General features: G+C 65.1%; 22 protein-coding genes. 11 read left to right on the top strand and 11 right to left on the bottom strand.

The features are described 5' to 3' along the window. Positions 1-16 precede the first annotated feature (16 nt). Both CLU88_RS09385 and gdhA read right to left on the bottom strand, forming a co-directional pair. The gene (locus tag CLU88_RS09385) at positions 17-1,150 is read right to left on the bottom strand and encodes a PilT/PilU family type 4a pilus ATPase (protein ID WP_099656360.1); all 1,134 of its coding nucleotides are present in this window, start codon (positions 1,148-1,150) and stop codon (positions 17-19) included. A 169-nt stretch (positions 1,151-1,319) separates the two neighbouring features. Next, positions 1,320-2,663, bottom strand: coding sequence for an NADP-specific glutamate dehydrogenase (gene gdhA / locus CLU88_RS09380; protein ID WP_099658758.1), 1,344 nt, complete (start codon positions 2,661-2,663; stop codon positions 1,320-1,322). A gap of 278 nt (positions 2,664-2,941) precedes the next feature. On the opposite strand from gdhA, the gene CLU88_RS09375 reads away from it, so the two are divergent. Continuing rightward, entirely contained in the window at positions 2,942-4,153 is a 1,212-nt protein-coding gene (locus tag CLU88_RS09375; protein WP_233205421.1) for a glycerophosphodiester phosphodiesterase, read from the top strand. Positions 4,154-4,250: 97 nt separating this feature from the next. Here the strand turns inward: CLU88_RS09375 and CLU88_RS09370 are convergent, their stop codons facing one another. Then, positions 4,251-5,354 carry a LysR family transcriptional regulator gene (locus tag CLU88_RS09370; RefSeq protein ID WP_233205420.1) on the bottom strand — a complete coding sequence of 368 codons (1,104 nt, stop codon included), beginning with the start codon at positions 5,352-5,354 and terminating at the stop codon, positions 4,251-4,253. On the opposite strand from CLU88_RS09370, the gene CLU88_RS09365 reads away from it, so the two are divergent. After that, on the top strand, positions 5,353-6,564 hold the full coding sequence (locus CLU88_RS09365; RefSeq protein WP_099656359.1) for a M20 aminoacylase family protein: 1,212 nt from the start codon (positions 5,353-5,355) through the stop codon (positions 6,562-6,564). The two genes, CLU88_RS09370 and CLU88_RS09365, sit on opposite strands and share 2 nt — an antisense overlap. A 36-nt stretch (positions 6,565-6,600) precedes the next feature. Beyond that, on the top strand, positions 6,601-7,620 hold the full coding sequence (locus tag CLU88_RS09360) for a tripartite tricarboxylate transporter substrate binding protein (protein WP_099656358.1): 1,020 nt from the start codon (positions 6,601-6,603) through the stop codon (positions 7,618-7,620). 60 nt (positions 7,621-7,680) lie between these two features. Here the strand turns inward: CLU88_RS09360 and mutL are convergent, their stop codons facing one another. After that, positions 7,681-9,726, bottom strand: coding sequence for a DNA mismatch repair endonuclease MutL (mutL, locus tag CLU88_RS09355; RefSeq protein WP_199173437.1), 2,046 nt, complete (start codon positions 9,724-9,726; stop codon positions 7,681-7,683). Between the two features lie 224 nt (positions 9,727-9,950). Here mutL and CLU88_RS09350 point away from each other — a divergent pair, with 224 nt between their 5' ends. Beyond that, the gene (locus tag CLU88_RS09350; protein WP_099656356.1) at positions 9,951-10,601 is read left to right on the top strand and encodes a DedA family protein; all 651 of its coding nucleotides are present in this window, start codon (positions 9,951-9,953) and stop codon (positions 10,599-10,601) included. A 78-nt stretch (positions 10,602-10,679) separates the two neighbouring features. On the opposite strand, the gene CLU88_RS09345 is transcribed toward CLU88_RS09350, so the two are convergent. The 3 genes from CLU88_RS09345 to tsaE form a co-directional block, all read right to left on the bottom strand. After that, positions 10,680-10,919, bottom strand: a complete 240-nt coding sequence (locus CLU88_RS09345) for a glycine zipper 2TM domain-containing protein (protein ID WP_099658755.1) — start codon at positions 10,917-10,919, stop codon at positions 10,680-10,682. Positions 10,920-11,105: 186 nt separating this feature from the next. Then, positions 11,106-12,572: an N-acetylmuramoyl-L-alanine amidase gene (locus tag CLU88_RS09340; protein ID WP_199173436.1), complete on the bottom strand. Its 1,467-nt coding sequence runs from the start codon at positions 12,570-12,572 to the stop codon at positions 11,106-11,108. Beyond that, positions 12,569-13,129: a tRNA (adenosine(37)-N6)-threonylcarbamoyltransferase complex ATPase subunit type 1 TsaE gene (gene tsaE / locus CLU88_RS09335; protein ID WP_099656354.1), complete on the bottom strand. Its 561-nt coding sequence runs from the start codon at positions 13,127-13,129 to the stop codon at positions 12,569-12,571. The genes CLU88_RS09340 and tsaE overlap by 4 nt, the downstream gene beginning before the upstream one ends. Positions 13,130-13,141: 12 nt before the next feature. Here tsaE and queG point away from each other — a divergent pair, with 12 nt between their 5' ends. Beyond that, positions 13,142-14,203 (top strand): tRNA epoxyqueuosine(34) reductase QueG, encoded by a 1,062-nt coding sequence (queG, locus tag CLU88_RS09330; protein ID WP_099656353.1) that lies wholly within the window; start codon positions 13,142-13,144, stop codon positions 14,201-14,203. A gap of 116 nt (positions 14,204-14,319) precedes the next feature. Here queG and CLU88_RS09325 read toward each other — a convergent pair whose 3' ends face one another. Then, positions 14,320-15,225 carry an AEC family transporter gene (locus tag CLU88_RS09325; protein WP_099656352.1) on the bottom strand — a complete coding sequence of 302 codons (906 nt, stop codon included), beginning with the start codon at positions 15,223-15,225 and terminating at the stop codon, positions 14,320-14,322. A gap of 152 nt (positions 15,226-15,377) precedes the next feature. Between CLU88_RS09325 and CLU88_RS09320 the strand changes: the two genes are divergently transcribed. The 3 genes from CLU88_RS09320 (at position 15,378) to CLU88_RS09310 (ending at position 18,526) form a co-directional block, all read left to right on the top strand. Then, a complete protein-coding gene (locus CLU88_RS09320) occupies positions 15,378-16,340 on the top strand; it encodes a tripartite tricarboxylate transporter substrate binding protein BugE (protein ID WP_099656351.1) in 963 nt (320 codons plus the stop codon). Positions 16,341-16,599: 259 nt separating this feature from the next. Beyond that, positions 16,600-17,499 (top strand): site-specific tyrosine recombinase XerD, encoded by a 900-nt coding sequence (gene xerD / locus CLU88_RS09315; protein ID WP_099656350.1) that lies wholly within the window; start codon positions 16,600-16,602, stop codon positions 17,497-17,499. A gap of 64 nt (positions 17,500-17,563) precedes the next feature. Next, positions 17,564-18,526, top strand: a complete 963-nt coding sequence (locus tag CLU88_RS09310) for a tripartite tricarboxylate transporter substrate binding protein (RefSeq protein ID WP_099656349.1) — start codon at positions 17,564-17,566, stop codon at positions 18,524-18,526. 105 nt (positions 18,527-18,631) lie between these two features. On the opposite strand, the gene CLU88_RS09305 is transcribed toward CLU88_RS09310, so the two are convergent. The 3 genes from CLU88_RS09305 to CLU88_RS09295 form a co-directional block, all read right to left on the bottom strand. After that, entirely contained in the window at positions 18,632-19,915 is a 1,284-nt protein-coding gene (locus tag CLU88_RS09305; RefSeq protein ID WP_099656348.1) for an EAL and HDOD domain-containing protein, read from the bottom strand. Between the two features lie 124 nt (positions 19,916-20,039). Next, positions 20,040-21,308, bottom strand: coding sequence for an EAL and HDOD domain-containing protein (locus CLU88_RS09300; protein WP_099656347.1), 1,269 nt, complete (start codon positions 21,306-21,308; stop codon positions 20,040-20,042). A gap of 85 nt (positions 21,309-21,393) precedes the next feature. Continuing rightward, positions 21,394-22,197, bottom strand: a complete 804-nt coding sequence (locus CLU88_RS09295) for a ferritin-like domain-containing protein (protein ID WP_099656346.1) — start codon at positions 22,195-22,197, stop codon at positions 21,394-21,396. A 111-nt stretch (positions 22,198-22,308) separates the two neighbouring features. On the opposite strand from CLU88_RS09295, the gene CLU88_RS09290 reads away from it, so the two are divergent. The 3 genes from CLU88_RS09290 to CLU88_RS09280 all read left to right on the top strand — a co-directional run bounded on the left by CLU88_RS09290 (position 22,309) and on the right by CLU88_RS09280 (position 24,562). Next, positions 22,309-22,833 carry a gamma carbonic anhydrase family protein gene (locus CLU88_RS09290; protein WP_099656345.1) on the top strand — a complete coding sequence of 175 codons (525 nt, stop codon included), beginning with the start codon at positions 22,309-22,311 and terminating at the stop codon, positions 22,831-22,833. 58 nt (positions 22,834-22,891) lie between these two features. Then, complete coding sequence (locus tag CLU88_RS09285; RefSeq protein WP_099656344.1) at positions 22,892-23,884, top strand: Hsp33 family molecular chaperone HslO; 993 nt, start codon at positions 22,892-22,894, stop codon at positions 23,882-23,884. A 198-nt stretch (positions 23,885-24,082) separates the two neighbouring features. Continuing rightward, positions 24,083-24,562 carry a CZB domain-containing protein gene (locus tag CLU88_RS09280; RefSeq protein ID WP_099656343.1) on the top strand — a complete coding sequence of 160 codons (480 nt, stop codon included), beginning with the start codon at positions 24,083-24,085 and terminating at the stop codon, positions 24,560-24,562. Positions 24,563-24,674: the final 112 nt, after the last annotated feature.

The following is a 24,674-nucleotide window of genomic DNA, read 5'->3' as shown; positions in this document are numbered from 1 at the left end:
CACACCTGCAGACGCATCAAAAATGCTGCGAAGCCCGGTGCTGGGGCGATGTGGGCTCAATGGTCAAATCCCCGGCGTCCGAGGTGTTGACCCCTGCCGCCAGGCGCACGCGTAGCGCCAGATCGGTGCGCGAGTCGGCGTTGTGCAGGGCCTCATCCAGGGCAATGCGCCCTTCGGTGTAGAGCTTGTACAGCGCCTGGTCAAAGGTGCACATGCCGATTTCGGTGCTGTGGCCCATGGCCTCCTTGATGCCCGAGAACTCGCCCTTGCCAATCAGGTCGGCAATGTAGGGCGAGGTGAGCATCACCTCGACCGCAGGCACCAGCTTTTCTTGCAGGCCGGGGATGAGCCGCTGCGACACCACGCCCGCCAGGTTCAGGCTCAGGTCCATCAGCAGTTGGTGGTGCGCGTCTTCCGGGAAGAAGTTGATCACCCGCTCCATGGCCTGGTTGGCGTTGTTGGCGTGCAGGGTGGACAGGCACAGGTGCCCGGTCTCGGCATAGGCAATGGCCTGCTTCATGGTGTTGCGGTCGCGGATCTCGCCGATCATGATCACGTCGGGCGCTTCGCGCAGCGCGTTTTTCAGCGCCTCTTCGTACGACTGGGTGTCGATGCCAACCTCGCGCTGGTCGACCACCGAGAGCTTGTGCGAGTGCAGAAACTCCAGCGGGTCCTCGATGGTGAGGATGTGGCCCGTGGTGTTCTCGTTGCGGAAGTTGAGCATGGACGCCAGCGTGGTGGACTTGCCCGAACCCGTCGCGCCCGTCACCAGCACCAGCCCGCGCTTGAGCATGACCAGCTTCTCCAGCACCGGGGGCAGGCCCAGGGCGGCCAGCGGGGGAATCTTGTTCTTGATATAGCGCACCACCATGCCGGTCTCGCCGCGCTGCACAAACACATTCACCCGAAAGCGCCCCAGGTTCTCTGCCGAGATGGACAGGTTCATCTCCTGCTTGGCCTCGAACTCGCTGATCTGGCGCTCGTTCATGATCGAGTACGCCAGCTGCTTGACCTGGCCCGGCAACAGCGCGGGCATCTTGAGCGGATGGGTGATGCCCTCGATCTTCACGTTGACGGGCGCGCCCACGCTGAAGAACAGGTCCGAGCCCGCCTTCTCGACCATGAGGTTCAGGAAGTTGAAGATTTCCATGCGCTGTGTTCCTTCACGGGTTGCACCGCCGGGGCCATGAAGGTGTTCTTGGCCTCAGGCGGGAGACTGTCGGCCAGCATACTGGCATTGGAGTGGTCGGCCAAATGAAAAAGGGGGCTTGGAACAGGTTCCTGTAGCCCCCTTGCTTAGCGGCCCTGAGGGCTGCGCGTTACACCACGCCCTGGGCCAGCATGGCGTCGGCCACCTTCACAAAGCCCGCCACGTTGGCACCGTCGATGTAGCTCACGCTGCCATCGGCGCGCTGGCCGTAGCGCAGGCAGGCGGTGTGAATGCCCTGCATGATCTGCAGCAGGCGTGCGTCCACTTCTTCGCGCGGCCACGACAGGCGGGCCGCGTTCTGGCTCATCTCCAGGCCCGAGGTGGCCACGCCGCCGGCGTTGCTGGCCTTGCCGGGGGCATACAGCACGCCTGCGGCTTCAAAGGCCTTGGCCGCTTCGATGGTCGAGGGCATGTTGGCGCCTTCGGCCACGCACAGCACGCCGTTTTGGATGAGCAGCTTGGCGTCGTTGGCGTCCAGCTCGTTTTGGGTGGCGCAGGGCAGGGCCACATCCACCTTCACATGCCAGGGGCGCACACCCGCTTCAAACTTCACTCCCGTACGCTCTGCGTAGTCGCTCACGCGGCCATAGTGGTGGTTCTTCACGTCCATCAAGATGGCCAGCTTCTCGGGGGTGAAGCCGTCTTCGTCCACGATGGTGCCGCTCGAATCCGACACCGTGATCACCTTGGCGCCCAGCTCCATGGCCTTTTCCACCGCGTATTGCGCCACATTGCCCGAGCCAGAGACGGACACGCGCAGCCCGTCAAACGAGCGGCCACGGGTCTTGAGCATCTCTTGCGCAAAGTACACCGTGCCGTAGCCCGTGGCCTCGGGGCGGATCAGTGAGCCGCCAAACGACAGGCCCTTGCCGGTGAACACGCTGGCCGCGTTGTTGGCCAGCTTTTTGTACATGCCTGCCATGAAGCCCACCTCGCGGCCGCCTACGCCGATGTCGCCTGCGGGCACATCGGTGTCGGGGCCCACATGGCGGTACAGCTCGGTCACAAAGGCCTGGCAAAACCGCATCACCTCGCCCGCGCTCTTGCCCTTGGGGTCAAAGTCGCTGCCGCCCTTGCCGCCGCCCATGGGCAGGGTGGTCAGTGCATTCTTGAAGGTCTGCTCAAACGCCAGAAACTTCAGCACTGACAGGTTCACCGAGGGGTGAAAACGCAGCCCGCCCTTGTAGGGGCCAATCGCCATGCTGTGCTGGATGCGGTAGCCCCGGTTGACCTGCACGCTGCCGTGGTCGTCCACCCACGACACGCGAAACATCACCGTGCGCTCGGGCTCCACCAGGCGCTCCAGCAGGCCGTGCTCAGCGTAGCGGGGGTTCTTCTGGATGAAAGGCCACAGGCTTTCCATCACCTCTGTGACAGCTTGCAGAAACTCGGGCTGACCCGGATTGCGAAGAGAGACCTGGGAGAGGAAGCTGTCCACGGATTCGTATTTCATGTCGGAAAAGGCTTTCTGCATCAAAACAACAGGCAAGGCGCTGCGCACCAAATTATGTCAAACCGTCATAAGGTAATGCACAGACTTGGTGATTCGATAGACCAATTGCATTGTTTTGGTGCTTTTGCCTTCTGTTTTTGCTCTGTTTTTGCTCTGTTTTGGTGCTTTGATGCTGTGGGTATGTCTGGCATATGACACGGCTGGCACACCGTCATGGCGCTGTCACAAGGCGGGCCCACAGTGCGCCGCTGGGATCACATACAACGAGGAGAACCGCAATGCACACCTACATCGATCGCATTTCCAAAGACATTGCCCGGGGCATTCCCCATGGCATTCGGCCCGCTGCGCTGGCCCTGGCCGCCGCGCTGGCCCTGGCGGCCTGCGGCGGCAACGACAGCCCCAGCTACCCCACACTCAATGGCGAAACCCCTTTGGTGATTGGCCACCGGGGCACGGCCGGTTACCGGCCTGACCACACGCTGGAGGGCTACAAGCTCGCCATCGACATGGGCGCCGACTTCATCGAACCCGACCTGGTGGCCACCAAGGACGGCGTGCTGGTCGCCCGCCACGAGCCCAACATCACGGGCACCACCGATGTCTCCACCCGCGCTGAATTTGCCAGCCGCAAGACCAAGAAGGTGGTCGATGGCGTGGAAGAAGAAGGCTGGTTTGTTTCGGACTTCACCCTGGCCGAAATCAAGACCCTGCGCGCCGTGCAGCCCCTGTCGGACCGCGATCAGTCGTACAACGGCAAATTCTTGATTCCGACCCTGGAAGAAGTGCTGGACCTGGCCAAGACCGAAGGTGCCAAAGCGGGCCGCACTGTGGGCGTGTACCCCGAGACCAAGCACCCCACCTTCCACGCCAAGCTGGGCCTGCCGCTGGAAGACCGCCTGCTCACCATCCTGGCCAAATATGGCTACACCACCAAGGCTTCGCCAGTGATCGTGCAGTCGTTTGAGGTGTCCAACCTCAAGTACCTGCGCACCAAGACACAAATCCGCCTGGTGCAACTGGTCGATGCCGACGATGTGAACCCCAATGGCACCATGTCGCTGGTGGCCCCGTACGACAAGCCCTACGACTTTGCGGTGGCCGGTGATGCCCGCACCTTCGCCAGCCTGCTCACCCCCGCAGGCCTCAAGGAAGTCAAGACCTACGCTGACGGCATTGGCCCCTGGAAGCCGTACCTGATCCCCTCCAAGCAAGTGGACGCCAACAACGATGGCAAGGCCGACGACCTGAACGGCGACGGCAAGATCGACGAGCGCGACCGCGTGATGATGCCCGCCACCTCGGTAGTCAAGGACGCCCACGCCGCCGGCCTGTTTGTGCACGCCTACACCTTCCGCAACGAAGCCAAGCGCCTGGCCTCGGACTTCAAGGGCGACCCCAAGGCCGAGTACAAGCTGTTCTTCAACCTGGGGGTGGACGGCGTGTTCAGCGACTTTGCCGACACGGCCAAGGCTGCGCGGGACAACTGATACCGGGCACCGGATGAGCGCGTGCCGCAGCGCGGCACGCAGCACCAACGGCCATGCAAGCCCATCGCCTGCATGGCCGTTGTCTTTGTGCAGGTTCCTAATCCAGCACGTCGATCGAGCGGAACACTCGCTGCAACTGCGGGTCGGCCGTGTGCTGGCAGGCGTGCACCTGTTGCAGCAGGTGCGCCACAAACCGCTGCGCTGCAAAGGGCAGGGGGCCGTGGCCGCGCTGTAGCACTCCGGCGGTGTGGGGCTCAAAGGGTTCCTGCAGCCGCAGCGGCGTGATGCGGCCGTGGGGGCCTTCGGTCTCTATCAGCGGCCAGGGGCAAAACGACACCATGTCGCTGTGCGCCACCAGGTGCAGCAGCAGCGATGCCGAGTGCACCAGGTGGATGCGCCGGGTGGGCACCGCGATGCCGTGCCGCAAAAACAGCTTTTCGAAAATGGCGCTTTCTTCGCTGGGCGTGTAGTTCAGCAGCCAGTCGCAGTCGTGCAAATCGTGCAGCGACCGGGCTTGCACCAACGGGTGTCCGGTGCGCGCCACCACGGCCGCCTCGTAGCGAAACAGCGGCGTGGCATGCAGGTCTTGTGCGGCGCTGCCGGTGGGCACGCGGCCAATCAGCAGGTCGATGCTGCCCTCGCGCAGGCGGGGCAGGGCCACGGCCGACAGGCCCTCGAACAGCTCCAGCCGCACCTGGGGCAGCTCGGCACGGAAGCTGGCCAGCACCGGGGGCAGCAGGCTGTGGGCAATCCATGGGGTGACGGCCACAGACAGGCGGATGTGGGCCTGTGGGTCGCGCAGCGCGGCCATCTCGGCCTCGGCTTGCTCTAGCTGGCCGGTGACGAGCTGGGCGTGCCGCAGCAGCACTTGCCCCGCAGCCGTGAGCACCATGCCACTGCTGTGGCGCTGGAACAGGGGCAGGCGGTGGGCCTCTTCCAGCTCGCGCAGGCCCTGGGTCACGGCGGCTTGCGTCACACCCAGGGTGCGCGCTGCGGCCCGCACGCTGCCGCACTCGGCCAGCGCCACCAGGTAGCGGATCTGGTGCAGCTTCATCGACAGGTGAGGGGGCGTGCGCGTGGCGTCCATGCCTGGGATGATGCACTTTCTGTGCCTTGGGTCTGCAGGGGCATGGCGCAGCTTGTCGGGCCAAGCAATGCTGGTCTTCTGCCGCTGCCAGGCGCTGCCTAGACTGCGCCGCATGACCCAAGACCTTTTGCAAACCGCCGTGCTGCCCGGCATCCGCGCGCTGGAGACCGAGATGGTGGCCCTGCGCCACCACATCCACGCCCACCCCGAGCTGGCTTTTGAAGAATTTGCTACCAGCGACCTGGTGGCCGAGCGCCTGACCGCCTGGGGCTACGAGGTGCACCGGGGCCTGGGCGGCACGGGCGTGGTGGGCACGCTGCGTGTGGGCCAGGGCAGCAAGCGCCTGGGCCTGCGGGCCGACATGGACGCGCTGCCCATCCACGAGGCCACGGGCCTGCCCTACGCCAGCCGCCACGCGGGCAAGATGCACGCCTGCGGGCACGATGGGCACACCGCCACGCTGCTGGCCGCAGCGCGCCACCTGGCCCAGACGCGGTCTTTTGATGGCACGCTGCACCTGATCTTCCAGCCCGCAGAAGAGGGCCTGGGCGGGGGGCGCAAGATGGTGGAAGACGGCCTGTTCAAGCTGTTTCCGTGCGATGCCATCTTTGCGCTGCACAACATGCCGGGCTTTCCGGCAGGGCAGTTTGGCTTCATGCCGGGCTCGTTCATGGCGTCGTCTGACACCGTCATCATCAAGGTGCGTGGCAAGGGCGGGCACGGCTCGGCGCCCCATTTGTCGTGGGATCCGGTCGTGGCCTCGGCCCATTTGATTCTGGCGCTGCAAACCGTGGTGTCGCGCAATGTGGACCCGCGCGACATGGCCGTGGTCACCGTGGGCGCCATCCATGCGGGCGATGCGCCCAACGTGATTCCGAACGAGGTGGAACTGCGCCTTTCGGTGCGCGCCTACCGGCCCGAGGTGCGCCAGCAGCTGCGTGAGCGCATCACCGCGCTGGCCCATGCCCAGGCCGCTGCGCTGGGGGCTGAGGCCGAGGTGGAGTACCGCTGGCGCTACCCCGCGCTGGTCAACGACCCCGCCTGCACTGCCATCGCCCGCCAGGTGGTGGTGGACTGGCTGGGGGAGGAGGCTCTTATCTCCAACCTGCAACCTCTGACGGGCAGCGAAGACTTCTCTTTCATGCTCGAAGCCTGCCCGGGCAGCTACCTCATCGTGGGCAACGGCGTGGGCGAGACGCATGGCACCGGCGGCTGCATGGTGCACAACCCGGGCTACGACTTCAACGACCGCATCCTGCCCGTGGCGGCCTCGTACTGGGTGCAGCTCACCGAGCACTTCCTGGCGGCCAACGCGGCGGCCTGACGCTCTTTTCCATCTTCCCTTCTGCGAGCCACGACCATGAACGACTTCCTCACCTCTGCCGACGTACTCCACGGCACCTCTTCATCACGCCGTGACGTGCTGCGCGCGCTGGCCGCCCTGGGCGCCGCCGGGCTGGCCCTGCCGGGGCATGCGCAGGCCTACCCCTCCAAGCCCATCAAGCTGGTGGTGGGCTACCCCGCCGGGGGCTCGGTGGACCTGATTGGCCGCGTGCTGGCCGATGCCATGGCCCCGCGCATCAAGGCCACGGCCGTGGTGGACAACCAGGGCGGCGCTGCGGGCGCGATTGCCGCGCAGCGCGTGGCCACCTCCGCGCCTGATGGGTACACGCTGCTGGTCGGCTCCAGCAACGAGCTGGTGGGCACGCGCATGGTCAACCCCGCGCAGCGCTACGACGGGCTCAAGGACTTCACCCCCATCGGCATGATGGCCACCGCCCCGGTGGTGCTCACGGCGGCGCCGCACACGGGCATCAAGTCCATCCCTGAGCTGCTGGACCTGCTGCGGCGCAACCCGGGCAAATACAGCTACGGCAGCTCGGGCGTGGGCTCCACGCTGCACTTTGCGGGCGAGCTGTTCAAGCAAAAGGCGGGCGTGTACATGACGCACATTCCCTACCGGGGCGTGGCGCCGCTCACCAGCGACCTGGCCGGTGGCAGCCTGGACTTTGCCGTGCTGTCGCCCAGCTCGGCCATGCCCTTCATCCGCAGCGGCCGCATCACCGCGCTGGCCGTGAGTAGCACCCAGCGCCTGGGCAGCCTGCCCCAGGTGCCTGCGATGACGGAGTTTGCGCCCCTCAAGGGCTATGAGCTGGTGGGCTGGTACGCCCTGATGGCCCCCAAGGGCCTGCCCGCCGACGTGACCGCGCTACTGGCGAGCCACCTGCAAGCCACGCTGCAAGACCCCGTCGTGCGCAAGAAACTGGAAGACGCCGGCATGGTGCTGGCCACAGGGCGCGAAGACATCGCCCGCTTCATGGCCGAAGAAAGCGGCAAGTACGAGAAGCTGGCGGCCTTCGCGAAAATGCGCGAATCCTGAGCTGGCTAGACAGCTGGCAGGTGTGCGTTGGCGCGAACAGGGAGGGGCTGGCGCGCTGGCTCAGCGCCCGCGCAAAAACAGCCCGTCCAGCTCTTTCATCGACAACTGCCGCCAGGTGGGGCGGCCGTGGTTGCACTGGTCCGATCGGTCTGTGGTTTCCATCTGCCGCAGCAGGGCGTTCATTTCGTCCAGCGTGAGCTTGCGGTTGGCCCGCACGGCGCCGTGGCAGGCCATGGTGCCCAGGATTTCGTTGCGGGCGCGTTGCACCACGGTGGTTGCGTCGTGTGCGGCCAGCTCGGCCAGCACGCTGCGGGCCAGCTCCACGGCATCACCCTGCGCCAGCGTGGTGGGCACGGCGCGCACGGCCAGGGTTTTGGGTGAGAAGGGCACCACCTCCAGCCCCAGCGTGGCCAGCACCTCGGCAGACTCTTCGGCCGTGGCCACTTCCTGCGGCGTGGCGGCAAAGGTGGCGGGGATCAGCAGAGGCTGGCTGGCAATGCGGGCGCCGCTGTCTACCTGGGCCTTGAGGCGTTCGTACACGATGCGTTCGTGCGCAGCGTGCATGTCCACAATCACCATGCCCTGGGCGTTTTCGGCCAGGATGTAGACGCCGTGCAGCTGCGCCACGGCGCGGCCCAGCGGCCAGGCAGATGCGTTGTCGCCGCGCTGCTCGGGCCACACCATGGCCTCGCTGGGGGGCGCATCGCCTGAGGCATTGTTCACGGCCCCACCCGCTGAGCTGGGGGGCAGAGCCATTGAGGCTGCGGCGGTGCCATGGGCCGTGGCCTCGCCGGGCTGCACGGCCGCAGGCTGCGCCGAGGGCGCCCACAGGCCGCCCAGCGCAGCGTCGGGTGCCGCTGCTGGAGGGGTTTCGCGCGGCGCCCACAGGGCCTGCAGGTCTTGCACGCGGTGGCCACGTTCTTCAAATTTCATAGCTGCTTGCGCTTGCCAGGCGGGCGCTAGAGGCCTTTTTTGTTCTAAGTCTGCAGTGTGGGCCGCAGGTGCCGCACCTTCGCCAGCGGCTTGCGCGGCGTTGGCGGCTGCCAATGCCGCAGCACGGGGCGCGGCCAGGGCGTTTTCCACCGCGTGGCGCACGGCCTGGTGCACCTCGCGGCTGTCCCGAAAGCGCACCTCGATCTTGGTGGGGTGCACGTTCACGTCCACGCGGGCGGGGTCGATCTCGACATACAGCGCGTAGATGGGCTGCTTGTGGCCATGCAGCACGTCCTCGTACGCGGCGCGGGCGGCGTGGGTGAGCACCTTGTCGCGCACAAAGCGGCCGTTGACGTAGCAGTACTGGTGGTCGGGCCGCGAGCGGGCGGCATCGGGCAGGCCTGCGCGGCCAGTGACGGTGACGGGCCCCACGCGGTGCTGCACGGTGACGGACTGCTGCACAAAGTCTTCGCCCAGCACGTCTGAGAGGCGGCGGGCCAGCGCGTCTTGCGGGTTGCCTTCGCCGGGGACAAAGGTGGCACGCCACTGCTCCACCAGCTTGCCCTCGTGCCAGATGGCAAAGCCCACATCGGGCCGTGCCAGCGCGTGGCGGCGCACCGATTCAATGCAGTGCGCCAGCTCGGTGGCGTCGGTCTTCAAGAACTTGCGGCGGGCGGGGGTGGAGAAGAACAGCTCTTTGACCTCAATGGTCGTGCCCTGGCTTCGGGCGGCTGGGCGCAGCTCGCCGCTGCGGGCGTCCAGCAAAAAGGCGCTGGCCTGCGTGGGCGGGCGCGAGAGCAGGGCCATCTCCGACACCGAGCTGATGGCCGCCAGCGCCTCGCCCCGAAAGCCCATGGTGGCCACGGTTTCCAGGTCGTGCAGGTTGGTGATCTTGCTGGTGGCATGGCGGCGCAGCGCCACGGGTAACTCCTCGGGGGGAATGCCCAGGCCGTCGTCCTCGACCGATATCAACCGCACGCCACCGGCCAGCAGCCGCACGGTGATTTGCGTGGCCCCGGCGTCCAGGGCGTTGTCCACCAGCTCGCGCACCACCGAGGCGGGGCGCTCCACCACTTCACCGGCCGCAATCTGGCTGATGAGTTCGTCGGGCAGGTCACGGATGGGACGGCGCGAGGCCAGGGGGGCGTCGGTGGTGGAGTCGGTTGGGTTCACCGGACGGATTTTAGGCGTCGCTCTGGTGGGGATTTGGTTACAGGGCGATAGCGATAATGCGCCCTGCTTTTTATTGAGCAGATTCTTAGAACTTGAAATATCCGTTCGGGTTGAGTTTGTCGAAACCTTGCGCAGCGCTTCGACTGCTCTCAGTGAACAGTTCATTGGGATGCATGCTGAACCCAAAGCCCCCTCAACCCGCTCAAAGCCCTCAAGGCCAGCCCATGGAAATAGTGACCTTTCTGATCGACTTCATCCTGCACGTGGACAAGCACCTGGAGGCCTTTGTGCAGACCTACGGCATGTGGGTGTATGCGCTGCTGTTCCTGATCGTGTTTGTGGAGACCGGCGTGGTGGTGATGCCGTTTTTGCCGGGCGATTCGCTGCTGTTCATCGTGGGCGCGCTGTGCGGCGCAGGGATGATGAGCTTTCCGCTGGCGTGCGCCGTGCTGGTGGCCGCCGCCATTTTGGGCGACCAGTGCAACTACAGCATTGGGCGTTACTTTGGCCCCAAGGTGTTCCAGTGGGAAGACTCGCGCTGGTTTAACCGCAAGGCGTTTGACCAGGCCCACGCGTTTTACGAACGCTATGGCGGTATCACCATCGTGATCGCGCGCTTCATGCCCTTCATCCGCACGTTTGCGCCGTTTGTGGCGGGCGTGGCCGAGATGGGCCGTGCCAAGTTCACGGCCTTCAACGTGGGCGGCGCGCTGCTGTGGGTGCTGGGCATTGCCACGGCGGGCTACTTCTTTGGCAACTTTGCCTGGGTGAAGGAGAACCTGGACAAGATCATCTGGGCGATGATTTTTGTGCCTGGTCTGATTGCCATCTTTGGTGCCTGGCGTGCGGGCCGCACATCCAAGGCAACGGCCTGATTGATTTTGCTATCAATTAAATAGCTGTCAGCGCTTGCTAATCAAGCGATAGCAGCTATTTTTTAGAGATTTTTCGGATCAGCGGCGTCTTTGGCGCTGGTCCTTGTCTTCCCCAATCTCATGGCCCACCAGGGCGCCCGCTGCGGCCCCGCCAATGGTGCCCAGGGGGCCGCCCAGCAGCACATGGCCTGCCACGCCGCCTGCCGCAGCCCCTACGCCGGTGCCGATTTGTGCATTGGTGGGGTTGGAGGCGCAGCCGCCCAGGGCCAGGGCGGCGGTGAGGGCGGTCAGCCCGATCCAGTGACGAGATTGCAGCATGGTGTGCTCCTTTGGCATGGGGTTGGGTGAGAACCTTTTTCTTGAGCCGCTGCGGTGCAGCAGCCCATGCCTAGACTGTGGCGCAGGCGCGGCGTTTGCCGCGTCGGCCAACGGAATGGGAGCTTGTAGGAAGACAGGCCTGAAGCGCGACAGGCTCCTCAGGCTGTGCCCCCAGGCCAGGGAGCGTTACACCGACCGGCTGCGCGCCAGCGGCGGGTTCTTGGCGAAGTAGCGGGTGATGCCGCGCATGAGCGCATCCGCCAGCTCTTGCTGGTAGGTGCTGCTGCGCAGGCGGGCCTCTTCTTCGGGGTTGCTGATGAAGGCGGTCTCCACCAGCACGCTGGGAATGTCAGGGGCCTTGAGCACGGCAAACCCGGCTTGCTCCACGCGGGGCTTGTGCAGCTTGCCGATGTTGCCAATCTCGCCCAGCAGCACGGTGCCGAGCTTGAGGCTGTCGTTGATCTGGGCGGTGGTGCTCATGTCCAGCAGGGCGCGTTGCACATGCTGGTCCTTGCTTTGCACGTTCAGCCCGCCCACCAGGTCGGCCTGGTTTTCTTTGTTGGCGAGCCAGCGGGCGGCGGTGCTCGACGCCCCGCTTTGGCTCAGCGCAAACACGCTGGCGCCGCGTGCGGCCGGGGTGGTGAAGGCGTCGGCGTGGATGCTGACGAACAGGTCGGCCTGCACGCGCCGGGCTTTTTCCACCCGCGTGCCCAGGGGCACGAAGAAGTCGCCGTCGCGGGTGAGGAATGCGCGCATGGGGTTGCCGCCCACGGTGGTGGCGTTGATGCGGTCGCGCAGCAGGTGGGCCACGCGCAGCACCACGTCTTTTTCACGCGTGCCTGCGGGGCCGATGGCGCCGGGGTCTTCACCGCCGTGGCCGGGGTCCAGCGCCACGATGATGATGCGGTCGGTCTGCGTGGCCGTGGCGCGCCCGCCAGCGCGGTTGGTCGCCACGTTGGAAGGGGCGGGGGCTGCGGCGGTGGTGGTTGCAGGCTCGGCAGCAGAGGGTGCTGCGCTGGGGCCAGGGCGGTTGCTGCGCTGTGCGATCAGGTCGCCCAGCGGGTCGGCGGGCTCTGCCGCCTTGGCAGGCGCTGGCGCAGGTGCTGCGGCGGTCTTGTCGCCGCCGTGGCCTGGGGTGCCCGCGTCGCGCAGCCGCTCGGCAATCAGCGCTTCCAGTGGGTCCACGGGCTCGGCCGGGTACAGGTCAAACACCAGGCGGTGCTGGTAGGCCGCGATGGGCGGCAGGGTGAACACCTGCGGCTGTGCGGCCTGCTTCAAATCGACCACCAGGCGCACCACGCCGGGGGCGTTCTGGCCCACGCGGATGCCTGCGATGTTCGGGTCGTCGGGCTTGACCTTGGCCACCAGCTCGCGCAGCTCGGGGCTCAGGTCGATGCCTTCAATGTCCACCGCCAGGCGCGGCGGCGTGGTCACAAAGAACTGCTTGGCCACCAGCTTGGTGTCGGATTCGATGGTGACGCGCGAATACTCGGGCGCGGGCCACACGCGCACCGCCAGGATGGTGGCGCCGCGTGCAATCTGCTGGGTGCCCAGCAGCAGCACCAAGCTGCCCGCCTGCAGCAGGTGGCGGCGGTTGGGGGTGTAGGCGTTGTCCGTCTTGGCGGGGTGGTCCATGCTTGCGTCAGCGGTCATGCGCTCGGTCCTTGGCTCCATCCTGGGCTGTTGCCTTGGCTGCATCCGTGGGTCAGGCCTTGCACCAGGCTGCGCCCGGTGGCGGTGCCTGCGTGCAGGGTGACTTTCCTTTCGGTCTCGTCCATTGCTTCAATGGTGATAGCAAGGTCCGCAGTCGGGGTCAGCGCTGCAGCCTTTTCAGGCCATTCTGCCAGCTTGAGGCCCGGGCTGGCAAAGATGTCTCTGAACCCCGCGTCTTCCCACTCACGTGGGTCGTCAAAGCGGTAGAAGTCAAAGTGCCAGATGGCCAGCTGCGCTGTCTCGTGGGGTTCCACCACGGCATAGGTGGGGCTTTTGATGCGGCCTTGCACGCCCAGGGCGCGCAGCAGGTGGCGCACCAGCGTGGTCTTGCCTGCGCCCAGGTCGCCGTGCAGGGTGACGAAGGCATGGGCCAGCGCAGGCTGCGCGGCCAGCTGCTGGGCCCAGGCGGCGGTGTCTTCTTCGCTGCGCCAAACGAATGTGGCTGGGCCAGGGCTGGGGCTTTCTACAATCTGGCCGGTATGTGGTGCAACAGTCAACTCGTTCCTCAAATGCAGGAGTGGGCCCGCGAGCTGGGATTTTCCCAAATCGGCGTGGCCGGGGTGGATTTGTCCGCGTCAGAGCCTGGGTTGATGCAATGGCTGGCGCAAGGGTTCCATGGTGACATGCATTACATGGCCGCACATGGCTTAAAGCGTGCGAGGCCCGCAGAGCTGGTGCCCGGCACCGTGAGCGTGATCACCGCGCGCATGGACTACCTGCCCCAGGGGCGCGACCACCACCCAGCCGTGGCCCAGGCGGGCGGCTGGCAGGCGATGGAGTTGCAGCGCCTGCAGCAGCCCGGTGAGGGCATTGTCTCGATGTACGCCAGGGGGCGCGATTATCACAAGGTATTGCGTGCCCGGCTGCAAAAGCTGAGTGACCGCATTGCCGAGGCGGTGGGCCCGTTCGGCCACCGCGTGTTCACCGACTCAGCCCCCGTGCTGGAGGCCGAGCTGGCCGCCCGCAGCGGCCAGGGCTGGCGCGGCAAGCACACGCTGGTGCTCAACCGCGAGGCGGGCTCGACCTTCTTTCTGGGCGAAATCTATGTGGACATGCCTTTGCCCGCCACAGAGCCTGTGACGGCCCACTGCGGCAGTTGCAGCGCCTGCATCGATGCCTGCCCCACGCAGGCCATCGTGGCGCCGCACCGGGTGGATGCGCGGCGTTGCATTTCGTACCTGACCATCGAACACGCGGGCGCCATCCCGCTGGAGCTGCGCCCGCTCATGGGCAACCGCATCTATGGCTGTGACGACTGCCAGCTGGTGTGCCCGTGGAACAAGTTTGCCCAGGTCAGCCGCCTGCCCGATTTTGACGAGCGCAAGGGCCTGTCGGGCCAGCAACTGGTGCACCTGTTTGCGTGGGACGAGCCCACCTTTTTGCGCCTGACCGAGGGCGGCCCCATCCGCCGCATTGGCCACGAGCGCTGGCTGCGCAACGTGGCCGTAGCCCTGGGCAATGCCCTGCGCCAGACGGGTGCGGCCGACCTGCGCGCCGCCCTGGCGCTGCGCGCGCAAGACCCCAGCGCGCTGGTGCGCGAGCATGTGGCCTGGGCGCTGGCGCAGGCGTGATGCCAAATTTTTTTAAGTGTTTTATGCCTCTAGTGCTTATCTAATAAGCGCTAGAAGCTATCAAATAAGTAGCGCTTTGCCCCGGGGCTGCCGATGGGCCCCGCGCCGCTGCGGGTTCAGCGCAAAAAGCCCAGCGCAAACGGCAGGCTCACCACCCCCAGCACGGTCGACAGCGTGACCAGCCCCGCCACATACGGCCCGTTGTAGCCCATGCGGGCGGCCAGCACATAGCAAGTCGATGCCGTGGGCAGGGCCGAGAAGGCCAGCAGCACCGTGGTCTGCACAGCGTTGAGGCCAAACAGCAGCGCCAGGCCCCAGGCGATCAGCGGCTGCAGCCAATGCCGGATGGCCAGCACCGAGGCTGTGAGCACCTTGCCCCGGCTGAGCAGGCCAAACTGCATGCCCGCACCCGCTGCCATCAAGCCCAGCGCCAGCGACGCTGCGCTGATGCGGCTCACCGTGGGCTCCAGCCAGCCGGGGATGCGAAACCCCAGCAAATTGGCCACCAGCCCTGAGGCCGTGGCGAGGATGAGCGGGTTGCGCAGCAGCTCGCGCACAAAGCCCTGGCCACCATGGCGCGCCATGGGCCACACGGCGGCCACGTTGAACAGCGGCACGCACACGCCAATGAGCACCGCAATCATCAGCAGGCCCTGCGTGCCTGCCAGCCGCTCGGCAATCGCCAGGCCAATGAAAGAGTTGAAGCGAAACGCAATCTGCGCGCTGGCCGCGTGGTCGCGTCGGTCGATGAAGCGGCCCAGCCAGGGCCAGTGGGGCAGCGAATACGCCAGCGCAATGCCCGCCACGCCCGACAGCAGCCCCGCCGCGATCAGGCTGGAGGCCGCGCCCACATCGATGGGGCTTTTGACGATGGACTGGAACAGCAGCACCGGAAACAGCAGGTAGTACACCAGGCTCTCTACCGGCTGCCAGATGGAGCGATTGAGGGCGGTGTACCGGCACAGCAGGTAGCCAAACAGGATGAGCGAAAAATCGGGGATCAGGAGCTGGGCGTAGTTCACGTTTCGAGAATAACTGAAGCCGCCTGCGCCCGTGGGCGGCAGGCAGCGTGGCCGTCAGATGGCTCGGGCGCTTGTGCGTAATCCCCAGGCGGTGGGGGGATTCATTGCGCATAACATCGCGGGTGTTTGAAAACCTCACAAAGGAGCATGCAATGAACCGTCGCCACTGGATGGCCCTGGCGCTGGCCGCTGCCGCAGGATCTGCCGCAGCGCAAAGCTACCCCAACAAGATCATCAAGCTGCAGGTGCCCTTCGCCCCCGGCGGCACCACCGACATCATTGCCCGCGTGATCGCTGACCCGCTGGGCAAGGCCCTGGGCCAGAGCGTCATCGTGGAAAACAAGGCGGGTGGCGGCGGCATCGTGGGTGCCAACGAAACGGCCAAGTCGGCCCCCGATGGCTACACCCTGGGCATTGCCACGGTGTCGACCACGGCCGCCAATCCGGCCATCAACCCCAAGACGCCCTACAACCCGCTGACCGACTTCACCCCCATCGTGAACATCGCGGCCACGCCCAACATCATTGCGGTGCACCCCAGCTTTCCGGCCAAGGACTACAAGGCCTTCATTGCCGAGCTGAAGAAATCGGCGGGCAAGTATTCGTACTCTTCGTCAGGCACCGGGGGCATTGGCCACCTGCAGATGGAGCTGTACAAGAGCCTGACCAACACCTTCGTGACGCACATTCCCTACCGCGGTGCAGGCCCGGCCTTGAACGACACGGTGGCGGGCCAGGTGCCCATGATTTTTGACAACCTGCCCTCCGCGCTGCCCTTCATCAAGGAAAACCGCCTGGTGCCCATCGTGGTGGCCGCACCCCAGCGCGTGGCAGCCTTGCCCAATGTGCCGACCTTCAAGGAAGTGGGGCTGGAGCCTGTGAACCGCATGGCCTATTACGGCATCCTGGGCCCCAAGGGCTTGCCCAAGGAAGTGGTGGACAAGGTGAATGCCGCCGTGCGCAAGGCGCTGGAAGACCCGGCCGTGCGAAAGCGCATCGAAGACACCGGCTCTTTGGTGGTGGGCAACACGCCAGAGCAGTTTGCCGAGCAAATCAAGGCCGAGTACAGCGTGTACAAGGAAGTGGTCGCCAAGCAGAAGCTGACGCTCGACTGATCGGCCTGATGGGTCCTCTTCTGCAAAGCCGCGCTGGCCATGCCTGCGCGGCTTTTTTCATGAGAGAGGGATGTCCTGCATAACTCTCTGCGGACGGTGACAGCACGGCTTCGGGCGGTCCACTGCGTTGCTTTTCTTGCCAATAGCACGGCTATTGGCTGCAAAAAGACGCCTTGTGGCCCATCCCGGCCCGCACTATCACCGCCTCGCGAGGGTTATGCAGGACATCCCTTGCCGCTTCGCGTGCTATCGTTTTCAGATGCTTGACGACAGCCTGAGTGCCATCGATACCTTTGTGGACGCCTTGTGGCTGGAAGACGGCCTTTCGCGCAACACCCTGGCGGCCTACCGGCGCGACCTGACGCTGTACGCCCAATGGCTGGCGCAGCAGCAGCCCCCGCTGGCGCTGGACGCCACCGAAGAGGCGCACCTGAACGGCTACTTTGCCGCGCGCCACGAGCAGACGCGGGCCACCTCGGCCAACCGGCGGCTCACGGTGTTGCGCCGGTACTTTCACTGGGCGCTGCGCGAGCGGCGCATCACCCAAGACCCGACACTGCGCCTGCAGGCCGCCCGCCAGCCCCTGCGGGTGCCCAAGACCTTGTCGCAAGCGCATGTGGAGGCGCTGCTGAACGCCCCCGACCTGGGCAACCCCCTGGGCCTGCGCGACCGCACCATGCTGGAGCTGATGTACGCCAGCGGCCTGCGCGTGACAGAGCTGGTCACGCTCAAGACCTTTCAATTGGGGCTCAACGAAGGTGTGCTGCGCGTGATGGGCAAGGGCAGCAAAGAGCGGCTGGTGCCCTTTGGTGAAGAAGCCCGCAGCTGGCTGCAGCGCTACCTGCAGGAGGCGCGCGGCGCCATTCTGGGCGGGCAGCAGACCGAAGACCTGTTTGTGACCCAGCGCGGCGAGGGCATGACCCGCGTGATGTTCTGGGTGATCGTCAAGAAATGGGCGCAGGTGGCGGGCATCACCGTGCCGCTGTCGCCGCACACGCTGCGCCACGCGTTTGCCACCCACTTGCTCAACCACGGCGCCGATTTGCGGGTGGTGCAGCTGCTGCTGGGGCATGCCGACATTTCGACCACCACCATCTACACCCATGTGGCACGTGAGCGCCTCAAGGCGCTGCATGCGCAGCACCATCCGCGCGGCTGAGCGTGTGGCGCTGCCTGCGGTGTTTCTCGTTTTTTTGCTTCCTCTATTTCTCTGTTCTCTGACCATGAAAAAACTGTTGACGGGCCTTTTTCTTCTGGGTGCCTGCACCTGGGCTGCGGCCCAGGCCTGGCCCACCGCCAAACCCATTCGCATCGTGGTGGCCTACCCCGCAGGGGGCGTGAGTGACAACGTGGCGCGTGCCCTGGCCGACAAACTGGCGGCGCAATTGGGCACGCCCGTGGTGATCGAAAACAAGGCCGGTGCCAGCGGCAGCCTGGGCATGGACGCGGTGGCCAAGGCCGCGCCAGACGGCTACACGCTGGGCTTTGCGGCCGTGAGCCCGCTGGCGCTGAACCCGCACCTGGGCAAGTCGCCGTTTGATCCGCAAAAGGACATTGCCCCGGTGGTGAGCGTGATGTATTCGCCCGTGCTGCTATTGGGCACCCCGGCCAGCAAGGCGGTTGATTTCAATGCCCTGGTGGCCGCAGCGCGGGCGCAGCCGGGCAGTGTGCACTGGGCTACTTCGGGCCAGGCGTCCCTTGGGCACATCATGCTGGAGCAGATCCAGTCGGTGGCTAAGGTGCAGATCACGCACATCCCCTACAAAGGGGGCGGCCAGCAAATGAACGATGCGTTGGGCGGGCAGTTTGAAGTGCTCTCCACCAATGCGGGACCGGCCGTGCTGCAACACATCAAGGCAGGCAAGCTCAAGCCGCTGGCGGTGGGCGCGCCTGCACGGCTGGATTCGCTGCCCGATGTGCCCACCCTGGCGGAGCTGAAGCACCCGGCGGCCAACCTGTCCTCGCTGTTTGGTATTTTTGCCCCGGCGCAGACACCTGCTGCCGTCGTGGCGCGCCTGAATGCTGAGGTGAATAAGGCCCTGGCCCAGGCGGACCTGCGCGCCAAGCTGGACGCGACCGACAACGTGCCCACCGGCGGCACCACCGCCGACTTTGCCCGCCAGATTGCGCAGGAGTCAGAGAACAACGCCCGCATCATCCGCGCGGCGCGCATCCAGGGGGACTGAGCCGGGTAGATGCACTGAGCGCGCTGGGTGCACTGGGCGCAGATGCAAAAAGGGCTCCACCATGGGAGCCCTTTTTGATGGGGTCATTGGTATGCCGATGACCGCTCAGTCCATGCTCAGGCTTTCGGCCCAGGTCAGGGCTTGCAAATGGGCCCAGTTCACCTGCCGGTTGGACAGGTGCAGCTCGTCGGCCATCTTGGCAAACATGGCGTCGTCGCCACTTTCGCAGGCCTTGGTCAGTGCCAGGAACGGTGCAAACACGCCGGTGCCGTGCAGCAGCGCATCGGTCACGGGCTGGGGCAGGGCCACCGATTCCAGGGCTTTCTCCATCGTGACGTTGAGCATCGAGTCCAGCAGTGAGAAAACACCCACCACGAAGGCGTTGTCGCACTCTTCGGCGGGCAGCATTTCGGCGGCCAGCAGCTCCATCAGGCGCCCGCGCACCACCGCGGTCTGGCCCACGGCGGGTGGGGCTCCATCGCGTGACGTGGTCATGAGCAGCGCCGCCCAGCGGAACAGCTTTTTCAGGCCCAGGATCATCACGGCGTGGCGGAAGGAGGTCACCTCGCACGACAAGCCAAAGCCCGACGAATTGATGAAGCGCAGCAGGTTGAAGGACAGCGTGGGGTCCTTTTTGAGCAGGTCTTCGATCTCGCTGGTGTCGGCCTGTTTGCGCACCAGGTTGATGAGCTGGATGATGGTGGCCTGCGAGGGGCGGATGGTGGTGGCCTTGACCAGCGAAGGCTTGGCAAACCAGAAGCCCTGGAACAGTTTCACGCCCAGGTCGGACATGAGCTTGAACTGCTCGGCCGTCTCCACTTTTTCGGCCACCAGCTTGGCTTTGGCGAATTGGCTTGCAAACTTCACCAGCGGGCCTGCCAGCTCGGGCTTGAAGGCTTGCAAGTCCAGCTTGATGAAGGAGGCCAGAGGCATCCAGCTGGCGTAAGGCTTGCGCAGCGCATTCTGGTTCAGCGCTAGGCGAAAGCCTCGCTCGCACAGTGCTTGCAGTGCGGGCACGCGCTGATCGATCTGTTCTTGGGTGGCCGTGTCTGGCAGGGGGGGCACTTCCAGCACCACCTTCTCGGGGTGGATCAGCTCCAGGTGGCCGCCAGCCAGGCTCTCGTGTGTGCAGTTGATGAACACGGTTTTCTTGCCCACCAGCGCCTCAGTGCCCGCGTAGGACAGGGCGTTGAAGAGCAGCGCTGCATCGCTGGCCGCCGTGTGGGCGTCTGCGGCGGTAGAGCGGTCAAACAGCTCGTAGCCATAGACCATGCGGTTGTGGTCCACGATGGCCTGACGGGCAATGATCGCCAGGTTGCTGGCATCAACGTCTTCCTGTGGGGCTGCGGTCTCGACGTCGGGGGTGTCTTGGTCTGGGGTACTCGACATGGTGCGGCTAAAGAATGGGTTGAGCGAAGCGCTTCACAAGATTCTAGGGCCTGCCGGGCCGGTCCATGCGCCTGTGGCCGTGCCAGGTGGCGCAGCGCACACACCCGAGCGCAGGGCGCGTCCCTCAGTCGGCCATCTGATCGGCCCAGGCCAGTGCCTGCAGGTGGGCCAGGTTGATTTGCTGGCTGGTGAGGTGCAGGGTGCCCGCCGCCTTGTGGAATACCGCGTCATCGCTGGATTCACAGGCTTCGGCCAGGGTCAGCAGATCGCCCAGCACGCCCTCGCGGCGCAACAGGGCTGCGGCCACGGCGTCGGGCACGGTCAGCAGGCCCAGGGCCGATTCCATGGGGATGGAGAGCATCACATCCAGCAGCGAGAAGATGCCCACCACGAAGGCCTGATCGGCTTCTTCCGCAGGCATGCTCTCCAGGGCCAGCAATTCCATCAAGCGGCCGCGCACCACTGCCGTTTGGCCCACCGACGAGGGTGCGCCGCCCGTGCGTGCAGCAGTGAGCAGCAGCGCCGCCCAGCGGAACAGTTTTTTGAGCCCCAGCAGCATGACGGCCTGGCGAAAGGAGGTGATCTCACGGTTCAGCCCAAAGCCTGCAGAGTTGATCAGGCGCATCAGGTTGAAGGCCAGGCCTGCGTCTTTCTTCAGCACCTCTTCGATGTCGTCGGTGCTGGCCTGTTTGCGCACCAAGTTGATGAGTTGCACGATGCTGGTCTGCGCGGGGGACAGCAGCTTGGTCTCGACCAGCGAGGGGCGCGCAAACCAGTAGCCCTGGAACAGCTGCACGCCCTGGCTGGAGACCATGTCGTACTGCTGCGCGGTCTCCACTTTCTCCGCAATCAGCTCGGCCTGGGTGTGGCGGGCCGCGTAACGGATGAGCACCGTCAGCTGGTCCGCTGCCAGCACCGACAAGTCCAGCTTGATGTAGTCCGCCAGGGGCAGCCAGGCCGCGTAGGCCGATTCGAGCACGGTGTGGTTGAACGCGAGATGGAAACCGCGTTCGCGCAGTCCGATCAGGATGGGCAGGCGGGTTTCCACTTCCTGTGCCGCCGCATGGCCCAGGGGGGGGATCTCCAGCACGACCTTGTCGGGGTCCAGCAATTCCAGGTGGCCGCCCGAGAGGCTCTCGTGCGTGCAGTTCACAAAAATCAGCTTCTTGCCCACCAGCTCTTCGGTGCCTGCGTGCGACAGCGCTGTGAACACCAGGGTGACGTCTGTGGCCGCCGTGTGCCCAATGCCCGTGCGTGATCGGTTGAACAGCTCATAGCCAATGACCGCTTGCTGCGCATTGACGATGGCCTGGCGAGCAATCATGGCCACAGCGGATTGCCCCGGTGTGGCGCTTGCAGGGTAGGCTGCTGCAGGGGCTGGTGTGTTGGACATGGTGAGTTACTCACGGGTGGACGGTTCATGAAAGGCATCTGGCAGGGCCATCGATTGTAGGTAACGCGCAATTCCGACAGGCTTTTCAGCCTTGCTGTAGCCACTGCAACTCTGCTTCGGTAAAGCCTGCCTGGCGGCGGGCCGCGTTGTTGAACGGGGGCTTGAGCCGGGGGGCTTCGTACTTTTTGACCAGTTCGGCGTAGTGCGTCTCGGGGTTGATCCCCTGGCGCTCACACAGCCAGCGGTACCAGTGGTTGCCTATGGCGACATGCCCGACCTCGTCGCGCAAGATGGTGTTCAAAATCTCGACCGCTGCCAGGGCGTCGGGCGTACCCACTTGCCGCAGTTTTTTCTGGATCTGTGGGGTGGCGTCCAGGCCCCGCGCTTCCATGGTGCGGGGCACCAGCGCCATGCGCGCCACGATGTCGTGCTGGGTTTTCTCGCACATGGTCCACAGGCCCTGGTGCGCGGGAAAGTCGCCATAGTCATGCCCCTGGGCCCGCAGGTGGTCGCGCAGCAGACCAAAGTGCATGGCTTCTTCTGCCGCCACCTGCACCCAGTTCCGGTAATAGTCAGCGGGCATGGCGTCAAAGCGCCATACGGCGTCCAGCGCCAGGTTGATGGCGTTGAACTCAATGTGCGCAATGGCGTGGATCAGGATGGCGCGGCCCTGCGCCGTAGCGGGTGAGCGTCGGGCCACTTCGGTGTGGCGCATCAGCGCGGGGCGGGCCGGGTGGCCTGGCAGGCTGGCCGGGTCTACGGTGTCGGTGGGGAATGTGTCCGCTATCGAATATGTAGCTAGTTGCGCTTGTAAATCAAGCGCTGCGGCCGCTTTTTGGTCTGGGTCTGTCAGGCATAAAACCTGCAGTGCACGTTGGCGAAGCTCCATCCTTACAATTCTAGGCCCTGCCACCTACCGCACTGCTCACGCTTTGTAAACAATTGGCAGCCATTTGTTTCTTGATGGGTTTCTTTCTTTACCTCAACCGGAGTGTGTGGCATGGCTTTGTATGAACTGGATGGTGTGGCCCCCCAGGTGCCCGCATCGGCCTGGGTGGCAGACAGCGCCCAGGTGATGGGGCGGGTGGCGTTGGGTGAAGACGCCAGCGTGTGGTTTGGTACGGTGGTGCGGGGCGACACCGACAGCATCACCATCGGTGCGGGCACCAACATCCAGGACGCCAGCGTGCTGCATGCCGACTTTGGCAAACCCCTGGTGGTGGGGGCGCGCGTGACGGTGGGCCACCAGGTCATGCTGCACGGCTGCACGATTGGGGACGAATCGCTGATCGGCATTGGCGCTGTGGTGCTCAACGGCGCCAAGATCGGCAAGAACTGCCTGGTGGGTGCCGGGGCCCTGGTGACCGAGGGCAAAGAGTTTCCCGATGGCTCCATGATCATCGGCAGCCCGGCCAAGGCGGTGCGCGAGCTGACGCCCGAGCAGATCGAGGGCCTTCGCCAAAGTGCGCTGCACTACATCGAGAACGCCCGCCGCTTCAAGGCGGGCTTGCGCCGCATCGACTGACGCGCGGCAGCCCCGCTGGTTGTGCGTCTCCTTTTTTACGTTTTTCTGGAATCCCTGAGTGTCTGAACTCCACAAGTTTCTTTTCGAAGGCCAGCCTGTGCGCGGCATGATCGTGCGCCTGACCGATGCCTGGACCGATGTGTTGCAGCGCCGTGCCAGCAACTCAGCCACGGGCGCCTATGCGGCCCCGGTGCAGGAGCTGCTGGGCGAGATGGCTGCGGCTGGTGTGCTGATGCAGTCCAACATCAAGTTCAATGGGGCGCTGGTGCTGCAGGTCTTTGGTGATGGCCCCGTCAAGGTGGCCGTGGCCGAGGTGCAGTCTGACCTCAGCCTGCGGGCCACTGCCACGGTCAATGGCGAGGTGCCGCCAGATGCCAAGCTGAGCCAGATGGTGAACGTGGGCGGCGGTGGGCGCTGCGCCATCACCCTGGACCCCAAGGACCGCCACCCAGGCCAACAGCCCTACCAGGGCGTGGTGCCTTTGCATGGCGACCACCATGAGAAGCTCGATCGCCTGTCAGATGTGCTGCAGCACTACATGCTGCAGTCCGAGCAGCTCGATACGGTGCTGGTGTTGGCTGCCAACAGCCAGGTCGCCGCTGGGCTGCTGATCCAGCGCATGCCGCTCAAGGGCGAAGGCAATCTGGCGCAGGGGCTGACGCACCGTGAGAACGAAGACCAGATCGGCCACAACGAAGATTACAACCGCATTGCGCACCTGGCCTCCAGCCTGACGCGCGATGAGCTGCTGACGCTGGATGTGGACACCATCCTGCGCCGCCTGTTCTGGGAAGAAAAGCTGCTGCGCTTTGAGCCGCAGCAAGGGGAGTCGGGCCCCCGCTTTGCCTGCACCTGCAGCCGAGAGCGCGTGGCCAACATGCTGCGCAGCCTGGGGGCGGAAGAAGCCGAGAGCATCCTGGCCGAGCGCAACGAGATCGAAGTGGGCTGCGAGTTTTGCGGCCAACAGTACCGCTTTGATGCCGTGGATGCTGCTCAGATCTTTGTGCCCCCCACGGTGGCGCAACCGCCCGCACCTTCAGGGGTGCAGTAACGGCGGCGGCGCCCTGGCTTGGGGCGCCGATCTGTTGCTTTGCTTCTGATTCCTAGCCAAAACGCGCACCTTGAATGCTGCCCATGGCGGGCTGCGGCCTGTGGCAGGCCCCTAGAAACCGCTCCCCGTATGTGACGATTGTTGACACATTGGCGACAAGTCCTCACATAAGATTCGCCCCCATAAGGGAGGGTTTTCATGGATTTTCTTCGCCGATTTTTGGGGGCGTCGGCCCAGAATTCCGTGTCGTCAACCGCACCAGCCGATGGCCTGCTGGCATTGGCCTCGCCCCCCGTTGATTCGGTGCCCGCCGCGCTGGATGTGGATGCCGCCATCAATGCCCATGAGCGCTGGAAAGCGCGGCTGATGGACTATCTGGAAGGGCGCTCTCAGGTGGGGCTGGACCCCGAAGTGATTCGGCGCGACAACTACAGCGCCTTGGGCCGCTGGCTGCACGGCGTCGGGCGCGAAATGCTGGGTCACCACCCCGAATACCCCATGCTGCTGGCGCGGCACCGCTACTTTCACGAGCAAGCCGCCGAGATCGTGGAGCTGGCCCAGCAAGGGGAGTGGGAGCGTGTGGTGGCCATTCTCAACGGCGGTTACCGTTTTGCCTCCAACCAGATCGTCATCCTGCTCAAGTCCATTCGGCACAGCGTGAGCCAGGAGAGTGCCTAGGAGCCTGTCGGACTTGGAAATCGTCGGCTGCAAATCGACCGCAGCGGTCCATTTTTCACCGCCTTTTTGCCCCATAGCTCGGCTATGGAGCTGCAAATTCGGCAAAAACTGT

Origin of the sequence: Acidovorax sp. 56, assembly GCF_002749705.1 — a bacterium.
Lineage (GTDB): Bacteria > Pseudomonadota > Gammaproteobacteria > Burkholderiales > Burkholderiaceae_C > Acidovorax.
This window is presented reverse-complemented; position numbering and strand designations above follow the sequence as displayed.